The following is a 17,998-nucleotide window of genomic DNA, read 5'->3' as shown; positions in this document are numbered from 1 at the left end:
TGGCCTAAAATAAGTAACCTATCATCAATTGTTTGGGGATGGGATGCCCTTTGCGTCATAGTATAACGTATCCGCGGCCATCAAGGCCTCGATCATGGCGTCGGGCCAGCCAGAGGTATCATATTCTTTGTTTGGGTCAAAGACAAAGTCCGCCCCCAGTTCACTTTCCACCAGTTGTTCCAATTCCTTTCTTTGCTCTATGGTCAGAGCGTATGGGCTGTTTGGATTCCCCACCAAGTCACCTTCTGGCCTAAGATTGGCGGGAAGGTGAGGATCATCTGTTACATCCTCATTCATTGTGTCCGCATTTCCTACCGACTCATCTGTTTTTTGTAGTTCTATGTCTTCTTCCTCAGATTCAGACATTTGTTCTTTCTTTTCTGATTCATTCATCACATCTTCCGTGTCCGATTCATCTTCCCCTTTGATATAATCCATAGTCAGGGATTTTTGTGATGCCAGCCAAAGAATAGGGGTCGCTTTATCCAAGTCTTCGTACAATCCATCCATGATGGAAGAAGCGAACCGTGTGTCGCCAAGGATAAACTGTTCATTCATCAGTCCGTAACTGACAAAAAGACCTACCACATAATTCACCAATGCCTGTTCCGATTCTGTGTACCCATATTCTTTAGGGTTGGAATCCTCATCTAGGAGCACATTGTATTTATTCAGATAGTCCATGATTGCTTCGTAGTCCTTGTTTGGCATGATCCCCCGTTTGCTCCTGATCGGAGCCCCGTTCCGGATGCCGTCTGTAGCTTTGGCGATCATGTTTATAACATCCATGCTTTCTTGATCCAAATTGGACAGTGAGGGGCGGTCTTTGGTGAAATGATCATAGATAACATAGCCCACTACGCCATTGGCCCCCAATAAAAAAAGGAACAAAAAACCTAATAGTGATTTTCTTAACACGATGCCTTCAACTCCCCGCTCTTGTGACGCCTTGATGCTCCAGCTGTAAATTGTTCCTTAAAATTTGTTGTTTCTCAATATATCGGTTGATTTTCCTTATTTTTAAAGGAGTTTGATGTCGGTTGTTCTTTTAGGCGTATCGAGTGTATCTTAAACATAAAGATAATTACATTGATTACTACTCCCAATGATTTAAACATCTTGTAGGCAATCTATTTATATTTAATTTTTTATCTAATTATTTTTTTAGATGTTTGACTGGATAGTGAAAAATAGTAGAATTAGTTACCCTGTGTATTACCTCGATAACAAGGCTGGAATTTAGTGGTTCTTTTTTTGCTTTTGAATTGCCACGTAAGAATGTGTCTAGGCTTATATTTCTGTGGTGTAGCTCTGGTGCATGGGGGGCAAGCCTGGCGGATTAGCTAAACAGGGGACGATGAAAATCGTTGATAATTTGATCCATTCAATGAAATAAAGAAAGGCTGGTTGTACTGTAGTTTTATTTTCTGAGGAAATAAATCATTGGAAACTTCAATGGATATAAGAATTACTGCATACTCATCGAATTTCTCTACTAACATCTTGGTCCCATACTCCGGATAATCCAAGAAAGCAACAAATTATTTTTAAATTAATAGAAAGAATAAATTGGATTAGTTGGAACGCCGTATGCGGTGAAAGTTGCACGTACGGTGTGAACAGGGGGAAAAGCTGGCGATAACTTCAAAGGCTTACCTATCTGTATGAAGAAGGCATTTGAGTTATAATTACATTAAAATTTCGATAGAGGTAATAAACTGAATCTTATTTTACTAGCTGCGCCAATACTTTCTGCAATGTTTTGATAGCTTTCGTTTTCAGTTAAATAGTGTTCCACCGCTTGTAATTTAACTTCTACTGTATATTTAGACATAAAAATACCCCGTAAATGTTAGTTGGTGTCTAACATTTATAGGGCAGTTCAACTCCAGATATTCATCTAATTCCTTTTCAAAATGCGCCATACTCTCAAACTCTTGTAAATAAAGCAATTCTGATTTTAATAAGTCAAAGAAGTTTTCGATGACTGCATTATCTAAGCAGTTGCCCTTACGGGACATACTTTGCGTTATCTTGTGTTCTTGTAATTTTTTTTGATATTTTTTCATCTGTTAATGCCAGCCTTGAACGGAATGAAGAATGATTTTATCTCCTGGCTGAATGCGTTGAACAGCTTCGTCTAACATATCTCCTAGGTTTCTATTTGTCCGGTTATCAAATAAAGCGATATTTCTTCGTGATCTTCCGAGTATTAAACTTGCACTTAATCCTGCAGGTCCAGCACCTATAATTACACAATCAAATACTGTAAATCTGACCAATCCTACTCTTTTGCAACGAATCATTCAAAGTGAAGGAGAAAAAACATCGATTAGTAAGGTTTTGTCTCCGTTGCGATCAGGAATTAGGAATTCAAAATGGCACTAGCATGTTTGTTTTAAAACACATGCTATCAACGTTAAGAAGGAAAAACAGGAAGTTGATATATTACATACGGGCTCTAATAGCCGGCATGTGTCTAAGAATTAGAGGAGCTATTGGTGGTACTCTGGGCGTGAACCCGCTAGCTATGGGAACAGTCGTGATGTTTGAATACGAAGACTAAAAATTGGAAATGATTATTATTAAAAGGTAGATGTGAGAATGTTTAATAAACTAGTTTTTACAACCTTGTCAATAGCGTTAATTTCAGGAGCAGCTCTAACTGCAAATTTATTAGCGGAGCCTAGTAGTAGTGATATTCCATCGAGTCCAAAATTAAGTGCTCCAGGAGACTCATTAGCGAACAATACTGATACTGATAGCTTAGTTCCAGAATTAAGTGACCCAGAAGAATCAAAAATGACTCCGGACATAAGTCCAGAAATTCTAAGACTCCGCAGCGTTGGTAAAATTTATACAAAGCACGGTGATTATGTCCGGGTAGAAAAGCAAACCATTTTCAATGAATCTGAGATAGCACGAAATAAAAGTCAAATTGGAGATGATACGAAGCAACTTATTCTCGATTACGGTATTTTCTTAAGGGATGATACCTCCTCAAATTAAAATTAAATCAAAAAAAGGAGCAGTTGTGCCTGGAGCTGCAGACATACTATACAGTTTGAGAACTAGTGAAAATGATGATATTGAGGTATTTGGTACCTACGACACTACGAGTAAAACAATAACATGGAATTTAGTACATCCTGGCACTTATTATATTGGAGTCGGTACCGTAGCTGTAAGTGGAAATGGATACGACCATTAAGTAAGTCAAAAAGGAACAGTTGTCACTCGGATCTAACATCGTTTCGGTGTGCGCAAGCAAACTAACATCAAGTTTTCGTAAGTATTTGTAGGGATATAGGTTCTTATTCGTCTTTGGATTCTAAGCAAAAAGCTTTGTAATCTGGATTACTGAAGAGGAATTTATAGTGGTTTATAATGAATGTAACACTCCGCTATAGGTTATGTTACACGAGGAACGATTATCGCGGAGAGTGGAGCGGTTGTCGTTCGCAACATTGAAAGGAGGGGTAAAATGTTACATTATGAGGCGATGGAAAACATAACATCATTTTTGCCACAAATAAAGATATTTGAATCGCTTCCGGCAGAAATTATCCGTGAAATTGAACAATTGGTAACAAGATCAAATACGTATAAGCTTTCAAAAACTCTATTCTTCAGACGCCCGGTAATGAAAGGAATGGCTTGTTTTTCGTAATCGCCGGTAAACTTCGCTTATACAAAACCAATTCGGCCGGCAAACAACATACGGTCTGCATCCTAAGCGAAGGCGGCATGTTTGGCGAAGTTGAAACGTTTTCATTGGGCACAAGAGGGACCTATGTGGAGACGATGGAAGACTCGATTGTTTTTTCGATTCCGACTGAACAATTCGAACCGCTTTTAGGTAAGTATTCTGAATTGTCTTTACGTTTTTTATCGGAAATAAGCAAACGCCTGCGAGATCAGGATGAATTGGTGGAAAAATTGGTTTTTAGGGATCTACGTGGTAAAGTGCTTTACTTTCTCAACCGACTATCTAAAAAGTTCGGCATTGAAGAAAATGGATACCGAAAAATCGATATTCCCCTGACTCATCAAGAATTGGCCAATATGATCGGTGCCACAAGAGAAGCGGTATCGCTTACCTTACAGGAACTATCCAATGAAGGTATTCTCGTGACCAGCCGTAGAATGGTCATAATTCATATCGAAAAAGCGATGAAAGAACTGGGTTGATTTCATGACCCGTATGAATTTCCTTTCGACTGTATGCTTTCGACGTAATCTAAATTACTGTCGAATTATTCATCTAGCGTTATGATAAATGCCGTAACGGAATCACTGTAAAATATGAAACTTATAGGAGGAGTCAACATGTCCAATCAACAAGTTCAACTGAATATTCGATTCAAAGCTAAACCAGGGAAAAAAGAAGAATTCCGCAAGGAGCTATATTCCCTTATTGAGGAGATGTCATCCGAGAAGGCATTCATTAGCGCCATTGTATCGGACGATCTGGATCAGCCGGATGACTTGATCATTTATGAAACATGGCAAGGCACGAGAGATAGCTGGCTTGCGGAAGAATTTATTAAACCATACCGCAAGAATTACGAAGGAACACTGGGCGATTTAATTGTGGATAGAAGCGTCAGCTGGTTGCAACCGAAGGGCGAATGGGGAAGTCATATAACGAATGCATGATGACGTTGAATCTTTAACGCTTTAAGATCCAGGAGGATGCATTAATTTCATGGCAGGCATATAGACATGGGAAAATTTGAAGGAAAGGTAGCAGTTGTCACCGGAGGAACAAGCGGTATCGGACTTACGACGGCACAATGATTCGTTTCGGAAGGGTCATACGTATTCATTACCGTCCGTAAACAAAGCGAGCTGGACGCGGCAGTAAAATTGATCGGTGACCGGGTTACCGGCGTTCAAGGTGACATTTCTAATTTGAAGGACTTGGACAAACTGTTTGATACGGTAAAGTAGGAGAAAGGACATCTGGATATTCTATTCGCAAACGCTGGACTTGGCAGCAATCTGCCCTTGGGTCAAATTACGAAAGAGCAGTACGACACGACCTTCGACGTGAACGTAAAGGGTACTTTGTTCACCATTCAAAAGGCTTTGCCGCTGTTTCCAAATATGACGGGAACCATCATCTTAACCGGCTCGACAGCGGGTACGATCGGCGACGCAGGGTTTAGTGTCTACGGAGGTACCAAGGCGGCTCTCCGTAAGATGGCGAGGAGCTGGATATTTGAAAGGCACAGGGATACGACTTAATGTACTGAGCACTGGCATTGTCCACACGCCAGCTTATGATGATCTGTTTGGCGAGGCGCTAAATCAAGTCCTTGAATCGACGAAGAATGTCGTTCCGCTAAGTCGCTTGGGTCAGACGGAGGAGATTGCCAGCGCGGTGATGTTTTAAGATGGTACTATTTAGAATAGAATAAACACGGTATGGATTTATTTAATCCATACCGTGTTCTCGTCTGTTGCCAAGCAGGCGAGCTGCTTGTTTAGCTTTTTCCTGTTCTGGGTTCGAATAAAGGGCGGCTGTTGTGGTGGATGTGTGGCCAAGCTGCCTCATTAACAAATGAATATCGTTGGTCTCTTCCATTAGTTTCGTCGCATAAGTATGACATAGTTTATGGGGAGCCAGAGACTTATTTTTCGTAAAAGCTTTCGTGTATTTTTTCACCAAGAGTTGAACGGCTCTGACAGAAAGGGGCTGACCGTTGCCTTGACGCTTGACTAAAAAAATATAGCTGTTGTCATCATCCGAGGCGTTATAGCGCTCTTTCCGAATCGATAAATAGTGGTGTAAGTCTTCCATTGACTGGGGAATCACAGCAACAATGTCTTTTTTTCCGCCCTTTCTGACAACGTGAATAAGGTTTTCACGGAAATCCAAATCTCTTAATCTAAGATTCACCAGTTCATTTACCCGGATACCTGAACCTAAAAAGAGAGAAAGAATACTTAAATCTTGCTCCTTGTCGCGGAGAAAATAGGTCCGCTGACGGGAATTTTCCGGCAGCTCATGGATGTACTGGTTATTTACATAATCAAGCAAGAACACGTCATCATCATGAAGAATTTTAGCCGGAATTTTATTGGCCCTTGCTCCTAAGGTTTCTTTTACTTTGTGAACCTCAATTTTTTGCATCACGTTGCGATAGAAATAAGGTTCTCCGTCTTCTTTTTCCGTTTGAGCTGTCAAATAATGAAAGAGAGAGCGAAGGGCTGATATTTTCCGGTTCACAGACACTTTTTCGAGTTTCTTTGTTTCGGTCTTGCTCATGGCTATTTCACGGCGTTGGATATATTTAAAGAAACTCTGAGCGGCTTCTAATTTTAAGTTCTCTAAGGCATAAAGCGGAATGTCTTTGATTTTCTGACAATCCACAATACCTTCAGCGATGAGCCATTCAAAAAAAAGTTTATAGTCGTGCAAATAATTAAGCAGGGTAGAGGGAGAGCGGTGATCCAGCTTATCGTCAATAAATTCTTCCACATAAAAAGGCATGGATTTCACCATCTTATGTAATCTCTGTTCATGCAATTGATGCTGCCTGGATATAGCCATCTTTTTCCTCCTTAATGTATTCTTAATTATGCGTAAAATACAATTTTTACGAGTTATTATGATGAATATGTGACTTAAATAGCTATTCACTTTAAATTTAGCTTAAGAAGAAATTGAGGTATCAAAACAAGATTAGGATCTGAACTATTATGGGAGGTCATGTAATCTTGAGCATTCCAAGCCTATCTCTTTCTGTTGTTTCTTGTCCGTATACGCCAAGTCTTAGAAGGAAATTGAACCTCTAACATTCTTCTGCTATATTAACGATAAGGAGTGGTTAATTATGAAAGAAGAGAAGGATCAAATTAAACACGGAAATAGTGCAAACAAGGAAGAGGAAGTTCAGTTTGTCAAAGAAATCGATCCGGAAGCACTCAATGTCATCAAACGATTGTATGACAAAACATTCAGGGACTTGGTAGACCGGTGAATTATTTAACTTACGACATTGCTGCTAGCATTAACGTAGTGTTCTATGCATTTTGAATGATGACAGGATCTCTACAGACTCCATAATGAAAAGCAAAATGACGGCATTCCATTCCAGAGCTTAATTTCGTAATCATATGAGTATGCGCCATACGCTTTTCTTAATATATTGTCACCGGTCATAGCGGTTATTTTCGGGTATCTTGGGATAACGATCACGAGAGAAAAAGCTATGGAAATGCCCATTCAATCAGGTCAGGGTGGGAAAGCACAGAACTTATAGAGTATCACTGATTGAGTTGAGACTAAGGTTTATGGAATATATGATTTTAGTAGTATGGAGAGTACAGGTATAATGCCAGGTACCGGGGAGAAGTCTTTTTCTAGTGCTTGAAGTGAAATCTATTTCGGCAATTTGCCATCAATGAGAAAAACCTTCTGTCCGGTCGTATAGCCGTTAATGGGAACCGATAATCAACCTTTCTGTTTCGAATTTATCAGTTCCACTTCAGTTCCTGGTTCGTAAGTGGTTTTGCAATTACTTTGATTGTGCTTTCAACGTCTGCACTTAGCGACCAAAAAAGTATGCAGAACACTTACCCTTCCTAGTAGGATTTTAGTGCAAAAATTGTATTTATCGAAAGAGGCATAAGACTCCTAATGGAATCTGTTCTTATGTTTTACTTGGATGCCTACGGGCATCTTTTTTCATTCTTCAACTTTTCAATTGCTATAGGATAGGTAGAATTCTTATCGGCTGTGATAACGCGAAGCATTGAAACATGAAGAGACTACAAAGCTTCCTTGAAGAATCGCGAGAATGTCTGCTTTAGTCTATTTTTGAATAAGAGTTCCCGTTTCCCATCACATAAACCCAAATTTTATCATTCTCAATATATTATATATACAAAATGTGCAAAATTCAAATTAATATATATATTATCTACAGTTAAAACAAAAGTAGAGCCAGTTTAATAAACATACGTAAAATATAAATTTTACATCCGACACTCTTTACAAATGCTTTCCCAATTTAAAGAGTCGTTACATATTAAATATTTCGAGGTGCATTTTTTTAGTTTTCTTGTGCACATTTTTTACCCAATTCATTGGAACGGCCCGGTATCAAAAAAAATCCTGTATAATGAACCAAAATTAGAAGGAGGTTCCCTAATTTCACACGTGCAGCTAAAATTTTCAGAATTTTACAAATCATAAAGTGGTTCAGCAAGCTCTTCGTATCTCGTTAAGAGGCTGTTTTTACATTACATAATAACGATTAACCCCAAAAGCATGAACAGCGCTTTCCTGAAATTGAAAGGGGGTGAGGCACGTTCTTTTCGTGTTGAAATTTTTAGTAGCAAGTACCTAAAAATCAAAAGTAGGGGGAAGACATGTTGAGAAAAGTTGGCTCCATATTTCTAGTTATTCTTTTGCTGATCATGACGGGATGTTCAGGGGAAACCAGCACAGAAGCTCAAAAAGAAACAAACAATAAGAAAGGTACTTCTTTTTCCTTGGGTGTGGCTACTTGGGTAGGATATGCCCCGTTATATATTGCACAGGAAAAAGGAATTTTTAAAAAGAATGGTATCAATGTCGATTTAATGAAAATGGAAAGCAACACCGACCGCCGAACGGCATTAGCCGCTAAGCGTATACAAGGTTTTGCCTCAACTGTAGATACACATGTGGTTTCTGCTGCAAGTGATGTCCCGGGTGTACAAGTTGTTGCCTTGGATGAATCACATGGCGGAGATGGCATCGTGGCCAAAAAAGAAATTAAGAGCTTGAAAGACTTAAAAGGAAAACGCGTAGCTGTGCAAACGGATGGAGGGGCAAGCTTCTTCTGGTTCCTTTATTTATTGAAACAAGAGGGAATGGACTTTAACAAAGAGATTAAGGCGCAGAACATGACGGCAGGGGATGCAGGGGCAGCTTTCATTGCTGGCAAAGTGGATGCAGCCGTGACATGGGAGCCTTGGTTAACAAAAGCGAAGCAGACTGATTTTGGAAGCGTTCTCGCAACGAGCGATATCTCTCCAGGAGTAATTACAAGTACGATTGCCATGCATGAGGATTTTATTAAAGAAAATCCGGAAGCGGTAAAAGCTTTAGTTAAATCGTGGTTTGAAGCAGTCGATTACTATAAAACAAATAAAGAAGATGCATTGGAAATCATGGGGAAAGCAATGGGTCAATCACCAAAAGAAATTGAAGAAGCATTAAAAGGTGTCCGCTTCTATGATGAGCAAAAAAATAAAGAGTATTTTGGCACGAAAGAAAATCCAGGCCAAATTTATGAGCTGTCAAAAATGGGTGCTGAGTTTTGGAAAGGACAAAACTTAATCCAAAAAGAGCCGAATCTTGATAAGTTAATCGATTATTCATTTGTTCAACAATAAGGAGGCGGTCTTGTATGGAAAAAGCATTAAAAACTAAAGAAGTCGTTAAACAGCCGCCTTTGCGCCAGGTTCCCAACAACCAAAATGGAAAGCCAAGGAACAATAAGTGGTTTCAGCCGCAGGGAGACATTCCGCATAGAACTTATGTAATGATCAGTATAACGAGTATTGTTCTGCTGTTTGCTTTATGGTCGCTGCTAACTTATAGCGGACTAGTTGATTCTCTCTTCCTGCCAACACCAACTGACATTTTTCAATCAGGTGTGGTTTTGTTTACTGAATATGGATTTGTCGGTGATATTACGGTTACAGTCTATCGTGTACTTGTAGGGTTTGCTGCTGCTGCCATCATCGGCGTGCCGCTTGGGATCTTTATGGGTACGTTTAAAGCAGTGGAAGCTTTCTTTGAACCGGTCATCTCTGCTATCCGCTATATGCCAGCTTCTGCGTTTATTCCACTTTTCATTTTGTGGATTGGGGTAGGAGAGCTAGAGAAAGTAACGATTATCTTCGTTGGAACCTTTTTCTCACTCGTTTTAATGACCGCTGTTGAAGTGGGTAATGTTCGTAAAGAACTTTTAGAAGCCGCGTATACACTAGGACGGTCAAATTTTGGTGTATTGCGCTCGGTCATTCTACCAGCTTCTATCCCAGGGATTATGGAAATTATCCGTCTGATCCTTGGCTGGGCCTGGTCATACATTATTGTAGCGGAATTAGTTGCATCCTCATCCGGGATCGGAAGCTTGATACTTGAATCCCAGCGTATGTTGAAAACAGGAAACATTATTTTTGGCATCTTAACAATTGGCGTATTGGGCTTGCTCTCCGACCTGTTTTTGAAGGTGGCCATTCGAAAAGCATTTCCATGGCATTACGGAAGGTGATGAGAGAATGAAAAATCCAAAAGTACAAGTCGATCGTGTAACCAAAATATACACAGGGAACAAGAAAAATGCTCAAGTGCTTGCATTAGATACAACGAACCTGACAATTATGCCGAATGAGTTTATTACGATCCTGGGCCCATCGGGTTGCGGAAAGTCGACTCTTCTCCGAATTGTAGGAGGGCTAGAAGAGCAAACAACGGGCCATGTGTATTTAGATGGGGAAGAAACATTTGGACCGTCATCCAATCGAGGAATGGTTTTTCAAGCCTATTCTTTATTTCCGTGGCTGACTGTTGAAGAAAATATTGAATTTGGGTTAAAAACTAATGAAATGACAGCCGCACAACGAAAAGAATTGGTTCATAATTACATTGACCTGGTTCAATTAAAGGGGTTTGAAAAACATTACCCTCGACAGCTATCGGGAGGCATGCAGCAGCGTGTCGCTATCGCGAGAGCATTAGCGAACGATCCAGAGATTTTATTGCTCGATGAACCGTTCGGTGCACTTGACAATCAAACACGGACACTGATGCAGGAGCTGCTGCTGGAAATTTGGGAGAAATCGAATAAAACCATTTTGTTTATTACACATGATGTAGAAGAATCTATATTCCTCGCTAATCGCGTGATCGTCATGACTTCCAGGCCGGGACGGATCAAAGCGGATATTCCTATCGATTTAGAGCATCCACGCCCCTATAGTATTAAAATTGATCCTCGTTTTCTAGCATATAAAGAGCAGCTGACAGAATTAATTCGCGAGGAAAGCTTAAAGGCAATGATGGAAGTGAAATAATGAAAAATTAGCCAAATCGGCAACAGTTCAAAATAACGAACTGATTGTTTACTGCCTTTCTTCTGCTAAAGCAAAAATAGAGGGGGAATTTTCTTGTCTCATGAACTCCAGCGCACCATTATCGCGCAACTGAAGCCATACATCCCTGGAAAGGCAATTGAAGAGGTAAAACAAGAGCTCGGTCTGAAAGAAATTATTCGGCTGGCTTCCAATGAAAATCCGCTTGGCCCCTCTCCAAAGGCTGTACAGGCTATGCAAAAAGCTTTGCTCGAAAGCCAATTATATCCCGAAGCAACATGCAGAGAGCTTCGGGAAAAACTAGGTGGGATGTATGGAATCGCCCCTGACCAGATTATGATGGGCAACGGCGCCGATAATGTTATTACGTTGATTGGAACGGCCTATATCAATCCGGGGGATGAAGTGATCTATTGCATTCCGACGTTTCCCGCTTACAGGACTATCACGCTGCTCATGGGAGGAAATCCGGTAGAGATTCCTACAGCGAGGAATTATACTTATGATCTTGATACTATATTAGCAGCGATAACGGATAAGACGAAGCTTATTTTTATCTGTAATCCCAATAATCCTACTGGCACAATTGTTGAAGAAGCGCAGCTTAAAGCCTTTTTAAGACAAGTACCTCCGCATGTTGTAGTAGTGTTGGATGAAGCTTATGCAGAGTTTATTAATCGTGAAGGATACCGCACAGGGCCTGATTTTGTAAAAGCTGGTTACCAAGTGATTTTTGTCCGGACATTTTCAAAGTTATATGGTCTCGCTGGAACAAGAATTGGATATGCAGCTGCCAGTAAAGAGCTTATTGCACCGGTACAAGCTGTACGGGAGCCATTTGCAGCCAATCGTATTGGTCATGCAGGCGCTGTGGCTTCCCTTGACGACGAAGAGTATAGAAGCAAGAGTTTACGGACAAATAAACAAGAGATGAAGAAACTAATAAATGAATTTCAGTCTTTTGGCTATCATGTGACTCCATCACATGCCAACTTTCTATTTGTGGATATGAAAAAGGATATAATACACATCACTCAAGCATTAATGAAGCAGGGAATACTTATCCGACCGTGTACAGCATGGGGGTTGCAAACGCATGCCCGTATTACTGTGGGTACGCCGGAGCAAAATGAACGTCTTATTCATGCGTTGCAAAAAATAAACGCTGGATTATTTATAACATAGGAAAGCGGTGGGGAAAGAGTGAAAGAAGGACGACATGTAGTTTGGATTCTAGATGATGAATGGAATGATCATCAATTAGAAAAAAGAATTTACGGGCAGCATGGATTTGAAGTCAAGGTCACACGGTCGAATACGTTGGAAGAAGACCTTCCGCGCTATGCTCCGTATGCGGATGGAGTAGTAGCGCAAGTAGGGTTTCCTTGCGGAGCTGACATTATTGATAAGCTGCAGTCTTGTAAAGTGATTTCTATAACGGGGATTGGTTATAACCATGTTGATCTGGAGGCGGCCTCTCGAAAGGGAATCGTCGTTTCCAACGTGCCAGATTACTGCCTTGAGGAAGTATCCAACCATACAATCGCTCTTATACTAGGAATCACTCGCCGCTTATCCTCTTATAACCGGAAAGTAAGAGAAGGAAAGTGGGATCCGATGGATACTCTGCCGATTCGCCGTTTTAGTGAATGTACAATTGGTTTGCTTGGTTTTGGCCGTATTGCCCGAATGGTTGCAGCGAAACTAAAACCATTTGACGTTCAAATCCTGGCTTATGATGAGTACGTTTCTGAGGAAGTCTTTAGCACACATGAAGTGGTTCCTGTATCTTTAAATGATCTGCTTCGGCAATCAGACATCTTAAGCTTGCATGTGCCGCTCACAGCGGAGACGAGGCATTTGCTTGATTATGAGCGGCTAAAAATGCTTCCTAAAGGAGCTTTTGTCATTAATACTTGCCGCGGAGGTGTGTTAAGAGAGGATGATTTAAAGAAGCTGATTGAAGAGGGGCATATAGCTGGAGCGGGGCTTGATGTTTTAGAACAGGAGCCGCCTGCACGGAATTATCCATTGATAGCAATGGAAGAAGTATTCATTACCCCACATGCCTCTTATATGTCAGAAGAATCACTTATCCAGCTAAGAGAAAGGGCATGCCAGGCGATTGTAGACGGAGTCGCGGGAAGACCCTTGCCGCACGCTGTAAATAAGCCGAAGGTAAAGATCGAATAGAGGAGAGTGTCCTTGTTCATAGAAGAAATAGTATTATAACTCCTTATAGAGAAAAAAGCCCTTGATTGAAGTGACCCGATAAAGTTAGACAGGTTATTTCAATAGGTAGCTTGTAAGATCCGAACTCGGTATTGAACTGGGCTCAGACCTTTTAGTTTTGCCCTCATTCGTTTTTGTTTAAGAAGTAAAGAAGAAACCGGACAATTAACGATGGGGCTACGAGTTATTTTATAAAGACAATGTTTAGAATTTGATGTTGAGGTTAAATACATTTTATTTGATAGTAGATTAGGTCATAGAAAGATCATTGCTTTAGTAAAACAGTATCGCAGGTAGAAAAAGATCAACTTTTTATGAAGCTTAAACTTAAATCTATGGAAAAAGGATCCATTTTGATCAATGTTTTCAAAATGGATCCTTTCTATTTATTGTAGAGTGCCGATTCGTGTGGTATTTCTGATCAAGATGTATTTTTAAACAACATGTTTCAACAAAGAGTTTAATGGCTATCCCTTAAATTCTCTATCGATTCCCGTTAAATAAATTTCTTGTCTATTTTATTGAGTGTCTTCATCGTTTTTGTACTCCAAAATATCACCTGGCTGACAATCCAAAGTCTTACATATTGTTTCTAATGTTGAAAAACGAACCGCTTTTGCTTTCCCATTCTTCAGAATAGAAAGATTCGCCATCGTAATTCCAACCCTCCCCTAAAGCTCCGTTACACTCATTTTTCGTTTTGCTAGCATCACATCAATATTAATAATAATTGCCATATTATCCACCTCAGATTGTCAAATCATTTTCTGATTTTATGTTAATCGCTTCTTGTAGAAGCCGGTGGAGGATAGCTGCAAAAACGGCGATAACCAACGAAGCAAAAATGATTATAAGTCCTATTATTCCAATAGGAGGGTCAACCTTCTTTGCTATAAAATGAAACAGTGGTAAACCTAATATATACAAACCACTGATTGTAATTGCACAGCACTTTATGTTCTTTAACGCCTTTACAGATAATTCCGAGAAAGCTGTGTTCTCGTCAATGTATCGTAAAAGATTGAAAGCCTGATAGAGGGCAAAGTAAAAAGGCACAGCCGCACCGTACATCCCGATAAAAATGAGATATTTCATCGGGGCAATATTCGGATACAAATTTGCTGCAAAATTGGCAATACGGGGCACTAAAAATATACATAAAGCAAGCACTGCAATTCCAGCCAGAAAAATAATTACTTTTAAGAAAGTGGTTGAACCTCGTTTACCATTCATTTAAAATACCTCGCTTGACTAATGATAATACGATTTTAGTACATGGTTTATCGCTATACAATAAATTAATATTGTTTATAATTATATTTTTATTGTTGAGTGATAAACCTTTTTTATTTAAAGTAAATAATATTGTTTAAATCAAATTTTTTATCAGTGATGCCTAATCATTGTGCGGGTATTAACTTTTTGCTACCCATTTTCATTGGTCGGCAGAAGTTGTAATCCGTTCTCAAAATAAGTGTTGCTTCCTTTTAATTCATTTATAGAGGCATAGCCGATTGGAAAAGCTAAGCGTTGCAACCCATATTAAGAGGGATAGTTCTTCAGTTCATTTCGAGTCAAGAAATAACAAAACTTTTGAAAACGGAGTGCTAATCACAGCTGTAAAAATTTTTGATCCATTATTTTCGTGTGTATCTACGGCTGTGTTGCTCTTCAGCACTTTCGTTGTTATAACAGAAGTAATTACGGTTTTATTCAGTAAATAAGTTAAATGAAGTCCCATAAGAGTCATACAAATGAATACGAATAATAAAGTTGTTTAATTAACAATAAAGTTATTTAAAAAAGGGGGCTCTGTATGCTAAGGGAGGCGACATTACTTGAAGCAAAAGAAGCTGCTCAACTTGCTTTACTGCTTTGGACTGGTCACACTTTAGAGGGATTTATACAAGAAATGACGCATCTTATTGATCAGCCTGACGCGATCATTATTTTAGCTTACCATGACAGTGAAGCAATTGGATTTGTACAATGCCAATTGCGTTATGATTATGTTGAAGGGACATGTTCAAGTCCAGTAGGATATTTAGAGGGGGTTTATGTAAAAGAGGTATTCCGTAAGCAAGGCGTTGTAAAAAAATTAGTTAATACTTGTGAGAATTGGGCTAAGAAAAAGGGCTGCCATGAGCTTGCTAGTGACTGTGAGTTAGAACATGAAGAAAGTCTAGCAATGCATCTTAAATTAGGATTTAATGAAGCAAATCGTATTATTTGTTTTAAAAAGATATTATAAGAACATAGGTGGACAAAGTTATTTTAAACTTACAATTTGAATAATAGGAGAGTTACTCTCATTATTTATCAAAAAAATGAAATACTCCTTCCAAAATGAAAATAAACTATCTTGAAACGAGGAAGGAGTGGCTGTATGAGGTTAAGGAAGGTTGGAAAGCATTTTGACTATATTGTGATTGGGGCCGGTACCTCTGGCGGGGTTATTGCAAAGGAACTAACAGATGATAGAAAAACATCCGTATTAGTTCTAGAAGCAGGGACAAATGAGAGGAATGAATTGAGCAATCCTTCAGGAGCAGTTGCACAGGCAAATGCTTCCGACAATAAATATACGTTCAATATCCTTTCCAAACTTGAAAATAACATTGGTCGACAGTTGCTCCTCTCTGGCGGGAGAGTAATTGGTGGAAGCTCTGAACATAATGCAATGCTGGCTGTGCGTGGAAGCAGACAATTATATGATGAATGGGCAACTCTTGCAGGGTCTCAATGGGGGTATGATAATATCCGTTCCTTATTCAAAAAAAATGAGACCTATACCGGCTTAACGCAAGATCCAGACGAAAGAGGAACTAACGGACCTATCTTTGTCAGACAGCAAAGCATCCCTGAGGGAGGACTTACTACAATCCTGGCAAGCGCCACGTCACAAGTCTTGGGGGTACCTATCGTCGAGGATTATAATACGGGTGTCAGGGATTGTACATTTTTCAAGTCTCAATTCACTCATGAAAGAGTGGACGGAGGATTTGTTCGCTCCTCGACAGCCACAGGGTATTTAAACGAAAATATCGTCACTCAAGGTGATGAATTTCAAAGTGATGAGTTTGGGGTCGACGGGAGGAAGCTTTTCATCTTAGCAAAATCAACAGTCAATAAGATTCTTTTTAAACGCAAAAAAGGATCACTTGTTGCAATGGGCGTAGAGTTCGTCAAAGATGGGGTAACCAAGAGGACTTTTGCCAGAAAAGGAGTTATTGTCTCGGCCGGGAATCTATCCTCGGTTATTCTCCAGCGATCAGGGATAGGAAGGCCAGAGGATTTAGCTGAAGCTGGTTTGCTTACTCGTGTAGAAAGTCCGAATGTAGGCTATAATTTTCAAACCCATTACGCATCTGGGATAGGCATCGAGGTAGAGACATCTCGATTGCTCCAAGTAAGGAATGCTGACCCATCTCAGCCTATTCCGATTGGTGCCTTCAAAAGCGGGGATGGAGAGGGAAGACGCCTTCAATTATTAGGGAACTTGTTCCCTCGGTTTGTTCCTATCCAGGATGTCACCATTAACAATTGGGAGTTCGATCCCCAAAAGCCTAGCAATATCATGAGTATTGGCATTGTGGATCTCAATCCCAGAAGCAAGGGTACGGTCTTAGCAGCACATAGTGATCCAGAGGCCTATCCTTCTGTCGAATTTAATCCATTGGAAAACCAAGAGGATTTGGATTTTATGATTGATAATTATATTCGTGTTTTCAATATCATGAAGCAAGCGCGTAAATTAGATCCTAAAGGTATTTATCGGGTCGTGTATCCAACTGAAGATGTCTTTGAGATAAGGGATGGAGTAGAAAAACACAGACGGCTTGCGGATTTTGTCCGTGCCTCTTATACCGCACTTAATCACTATGGAGGGCAATGTAGAATGGGCTGCACTATTGAAGAAGGCGTTGTGGACGGATTCTTGAATGTTTTTGGAACGCAAAACCTAAAAGTATCTGATCTTTCCATTGCACCAATTCTGCCTGATGGAAATACAGCAATTCCAGCGCAAGTCATTGGATTAAACACAGTAAGATTTCTTAAGGAAAACCCTTCACCTTTTGTCTTAAATGACAATGAATTTAAAAGTTATGAATTATAAATTTTGATACCGTCCCCTACTAGAAATAAGGGGGACGAATTATTTTTAATCCTAATAAACATTGCGTTAATACCTATTATCTTATTACATAGGGGAACAAACAACACAAAAGAATTGACGGTTTATTTTATTCGTATGTTTCAATATTAATGGCGCGGCCAGCTGCAGCCGTCCATAAAGACTAAGCCCCGTTTCTGTCAGCCAATCATTTTAACAATTTTCCTATATAAAAGACTACAAGATTTGCAATCATAGAGATAAGAACATCTTAAGAAGGAGGATAAAATTGGCAGGCGTAAAAGATAAATTAACGCTGGCTAACTTTATTGATAAAAATCAGTTTGATTTAAATAGATATCTTGCCTATCTAATTTGTAAGAAAGCTGTGGATCAGTGTTCGTTACAAAAGGATGCGGGGTGAACGTTCTAATGAGATCAGAGCGTTCTTTTTTAATGGGTTTGGGAAGTTGGAGTTTTGAATGTTTGTGTCTTCCTTTATTGGAATGCTTCTTATATTCTGCCATTACTCAGCATTAAAAACTCATTATT

The 17,998-nt window shown here is 39.7% G+C and carries 17 protein-coding genes and 3 pseudogenes; 14 read left to right on the top strand and 6 right to left on the bottom strand.

What is annotated here, in order from left to right:
* Nucleotides 1-24 precede the first annotated feature (24 nt).
* From A8F95_RS07695 to A8F95_RS23195, 3 genes and pseudogenes are all read right to left on the bottom strand, one after another.
* Nucleotides 25-918 (bottom strand): hypothetical protein, encoded by an 894-nt coding sequence (locus A8F95_RS07695; protein WP_065409991.1) that lies wholly within the window; start codon nucleotides 916-918, stop codon nucleotides 25-27.
* A gap of 775 nt (nucleotides 919-1,693) precedes the next feature.
* Entirely contained in the window at nucleotides 1,694-1,834 is a 141-nt protein-coding gene (locus tag A8F95_RS22055; protein ID WP_141676238.1) for a transposase, read from the bottom strand.
* Between the two features lie 55 nt (nucleotides 1,835-1,889).
* Nucleotides 1,890-2,306: pseudogene (locus tag A8F95_RS23195) on the bottom strand (transposase); the annotation flags it as partial.
* A 298-nt stretch (nucleotides 2,307-2,604) separates the two neighbouring features.
* Here A8F95_RS23195 and A8F95_RS07680 point away from each other — a divergent pair.
* The 5 genes and pseudogenes from A8F95_RS07680 to A8F95_RS07665 all read left to right on the top strand — a co-directional run.
* Nucleotides 2,605-3,009 carry a hypothetical protein gene (locus tag A8F95_RS07680; protein WP_065409988.1) on the top strand — a complete coding sequence of 135 codons (405 nt, stop codon included), beginning with the start codon at nucleotides 2,605-2,607 and terminating at the stop codon, nucleotides 3,007-3,009.
* Nucleotides 3,010-3,484: 475 nt separating this feature from the next.
* Nucleotides 3,485-3,670: a hypothetical protein gene (locus A8F95_RS22995; protein WP_245671182.1), complete on the top strand. Its 186-nt coding sequence runs from the start codon at nucleotides 3,485-3,487 to the stop codon at nucleotides 3,668-3,670.
* Nucleotides 3,658-4,191, top strand: coding sequence for a Crp/Fnr family transcriptional regulator (locus A8F95_RS07675; protein WP_245671181.1), 534 nt, complete (start codon nucleotides 3,658-3,660; stop codon nucleotides 4,189-4,191). The genes A8F95_RS22995 and A8F95_RS07675 overlap by 13 nt, the downstream gene beginning before the upstream one ends.
* Nucleotides 4,192-4,329: 138 nt before the next feature.
* Entirely contained in the window at nucleotides 4,330-4,659 is a 330-nt protein-coding gene (locus A8F95_RS07670) for an antibiotic biosynthesis monooxygenase family protein (RefSeq protein ID WP_065409987.1), read from the top strand.
* 66 nt (nucleotides 4,660-4,725) lie between these two features.
* A pseudogene (locus tag A8F95_RS07665) lies at nucleotides 4,726-5,395 on the top strand (SDR family NAD(P)-dependent oxidoreductase); the annotation flags it as partial.
* 45 nt (nucleotides 5,396-5,440) lie between these two features.
* Here the strand turns inward: A8F95_RS07665 and xerS are convergent.
* Nucleotides 5,441-6,559, bottom strand: a complete 1,119-nt coding sequence (gene xerS, locus A8F95_RS07660; protein ID WP_065409986.1) for a tyrosine recombinase XerS — start codon at nucleotides 6,557-6,559, stop codon at nucleotides 5,441-5,443.
* A 283-nt stretch (nucleotides 6,560-6,842) separates the two neighbouring features.
* Between xerS and A8F95_RS22385 the strand changes: the two genes are divergently transcribed.
* The 6 genes from A8F95_RS22385 (at nucleotide 6,843) to A8F95_RS07635 (ending at nucleotide 13,293) form a co-directional block, all read left to right on the top strand.
* Nucleotides 6,843-6,989: a hypothetical protein gene (locus tag A8F95_RS22385; protein ID WP_176713647.1), complete on the top strand. Its 147-nt coding sequence runs from the start codon at nucleotides 6,843-6,845 to the stop codon at nucleotides 6,987-6,989.
* A 1,393-nt stretch (nucleotides 6,990-8,382) separates the two neighbouring features.
* Nucleotides 8,383-9,393, top strand: a complete 1,011-nt coding sequence (locus tag A8F95_RS07655; RefSeq protein ID WP_065409985.1) for an ABC transporter substrate-binding protein — start codon at nucleotides 8,383-8,385, stop codon at nucleotides 9,391-9,393.
* A gap of 14 nt (nucleotides 9,394-9,407) precedes the next feature.
* A complete protein-coding gene (locus A8F95_RS07650; protein ID WP_077247266.1) occupies nucleotides 9,408-10,280 on the top strand; it encodes an ABC transporter permease in 873 nt (290 codons plus the stop codon).
* Between the two features lie 7 nt (nucleotides 10,281-10,287).
* Complete coding sequence (locus A8F95_RS07645; RefSeq protein ID WP_065409984.1) at nucleotides 10,288-11,082, top strand: ABC transporter ATP-binding protein; 795 nt, start codon at nucleotides 10,288-10,290, stop codon at nucleotides 11,080-11,082.
* A 93-nt stretch (nucleotides 11,083-11,175) separates the two neighbouring features.
* Nucleotides 11,176-12,285, top strand: coding sequence for a histidinol-phosphate transaminase (gene hisC, locus A8F95_RS07640; RefSeq protein WP_065409983.1), 1,110 nt, complete (start codon nucleotides 11,176-11,178; stop codon nucleotides 12,283-12,285).
* 18 nt (nucleotides 12,286-12,303) lie between these two features.
* Nucleotides 12,304-13,293, top strand: coding sequence for a C-terminal binding protein (locus tag A8F95_RS07635; protein WP_065409982.1), 990 nt, complete (start codon nucleotides 12,304-12,306; stop codon nucleotides 13,291-13,293).
* 557 nt (nucleotides 13,294-13,850) lie between these two features.
* On the opposite strand, the pseudogene A8F95_RS07630 reads toward A8F95_RS07635, so the two are convergent.
* A pseudogene (locus A8F95_RS07630) lies at nucleotides 13,851-14,069 on the bottom strand (helix-turn-helix domain-containing protein).
* Between the two features lie 10 nt (nucleotides 14,070-14,079).
* Nucleotides 14,080-14,565, bottom strand: a complete 486-nt coding sequence (locus tag A8F95_RS07625; protein WP_065409981.1) for a DUF2975 domain-containing protein — start codon at nucleotides 14,563-14,565, stop codon at nucleotides 14,080-14,082.
* Between the two features lie 583 nt (nucleotides 14,566-15,148).
* Here A8F95_RS07625 and aac(6') point away from each other — a divergent pair.
* From aac(6') to A8F95_RS23190, 3 genes are all read left to right on the top strand, one after another.
* Nucleotides 15,149-15,583 (top strand): aminoglycoside 6'-N-acetyltransferase, encoded by a 435-nt coding sequence (gene aac(6') / locus A8F95_RS07615; protein WP_065409979.1) that lies wholly within the window; start codon nucleotides 15,149-15,151, stop codon nucleotides 15,581-15,583.
* Nucleotides 15,584-15,718: 135 nt separating this feature from the next.
* On the top strand, nucleotides 15,719-17,449 hold the full coding sequence (locus A8F95_RS07610; RefSeq protein ID WP_065409978.1) for a GMC family oxidoreductase: 1,731 nt from the start codon (nucleotides 15,719-15,721) through the stop codon (nucleotides 17,447-17,449).
* Between the two features lie 286 nt (nucleotides 17,450-17,735).
* Nucleotides 17,736-17,870 carry a hypothetical protein gene (locus A8F95_RS23190; protein ID WP_281181751.1) on the top strand — a complete coding sequence of 45 codons (135 nt, stop codon included), beginning with the start codon at nucleotides 17,736-17,738 and terminating at the stop codon, nucleotides 17,868-17,870.
* Nucleotides 17,871-17,998: the final 128 nt, after the last annotated feature.

It is taken from the genome of Pseudobacillus wudalianchiensis (genome assembly GCF_001685015.1).
GTDB classification, from domain to species: domain Bacteria; phylum Bacillota; class Bacilli; order Bacillales; family Domibacillaceae; genus Pseudobacillus; species Pseudobacillus wudalianchiensis.
Note: the sequence above shows the minus strand (reverse complement) of the source record. Positions and strands in the feature narration are given on the sequence as shown.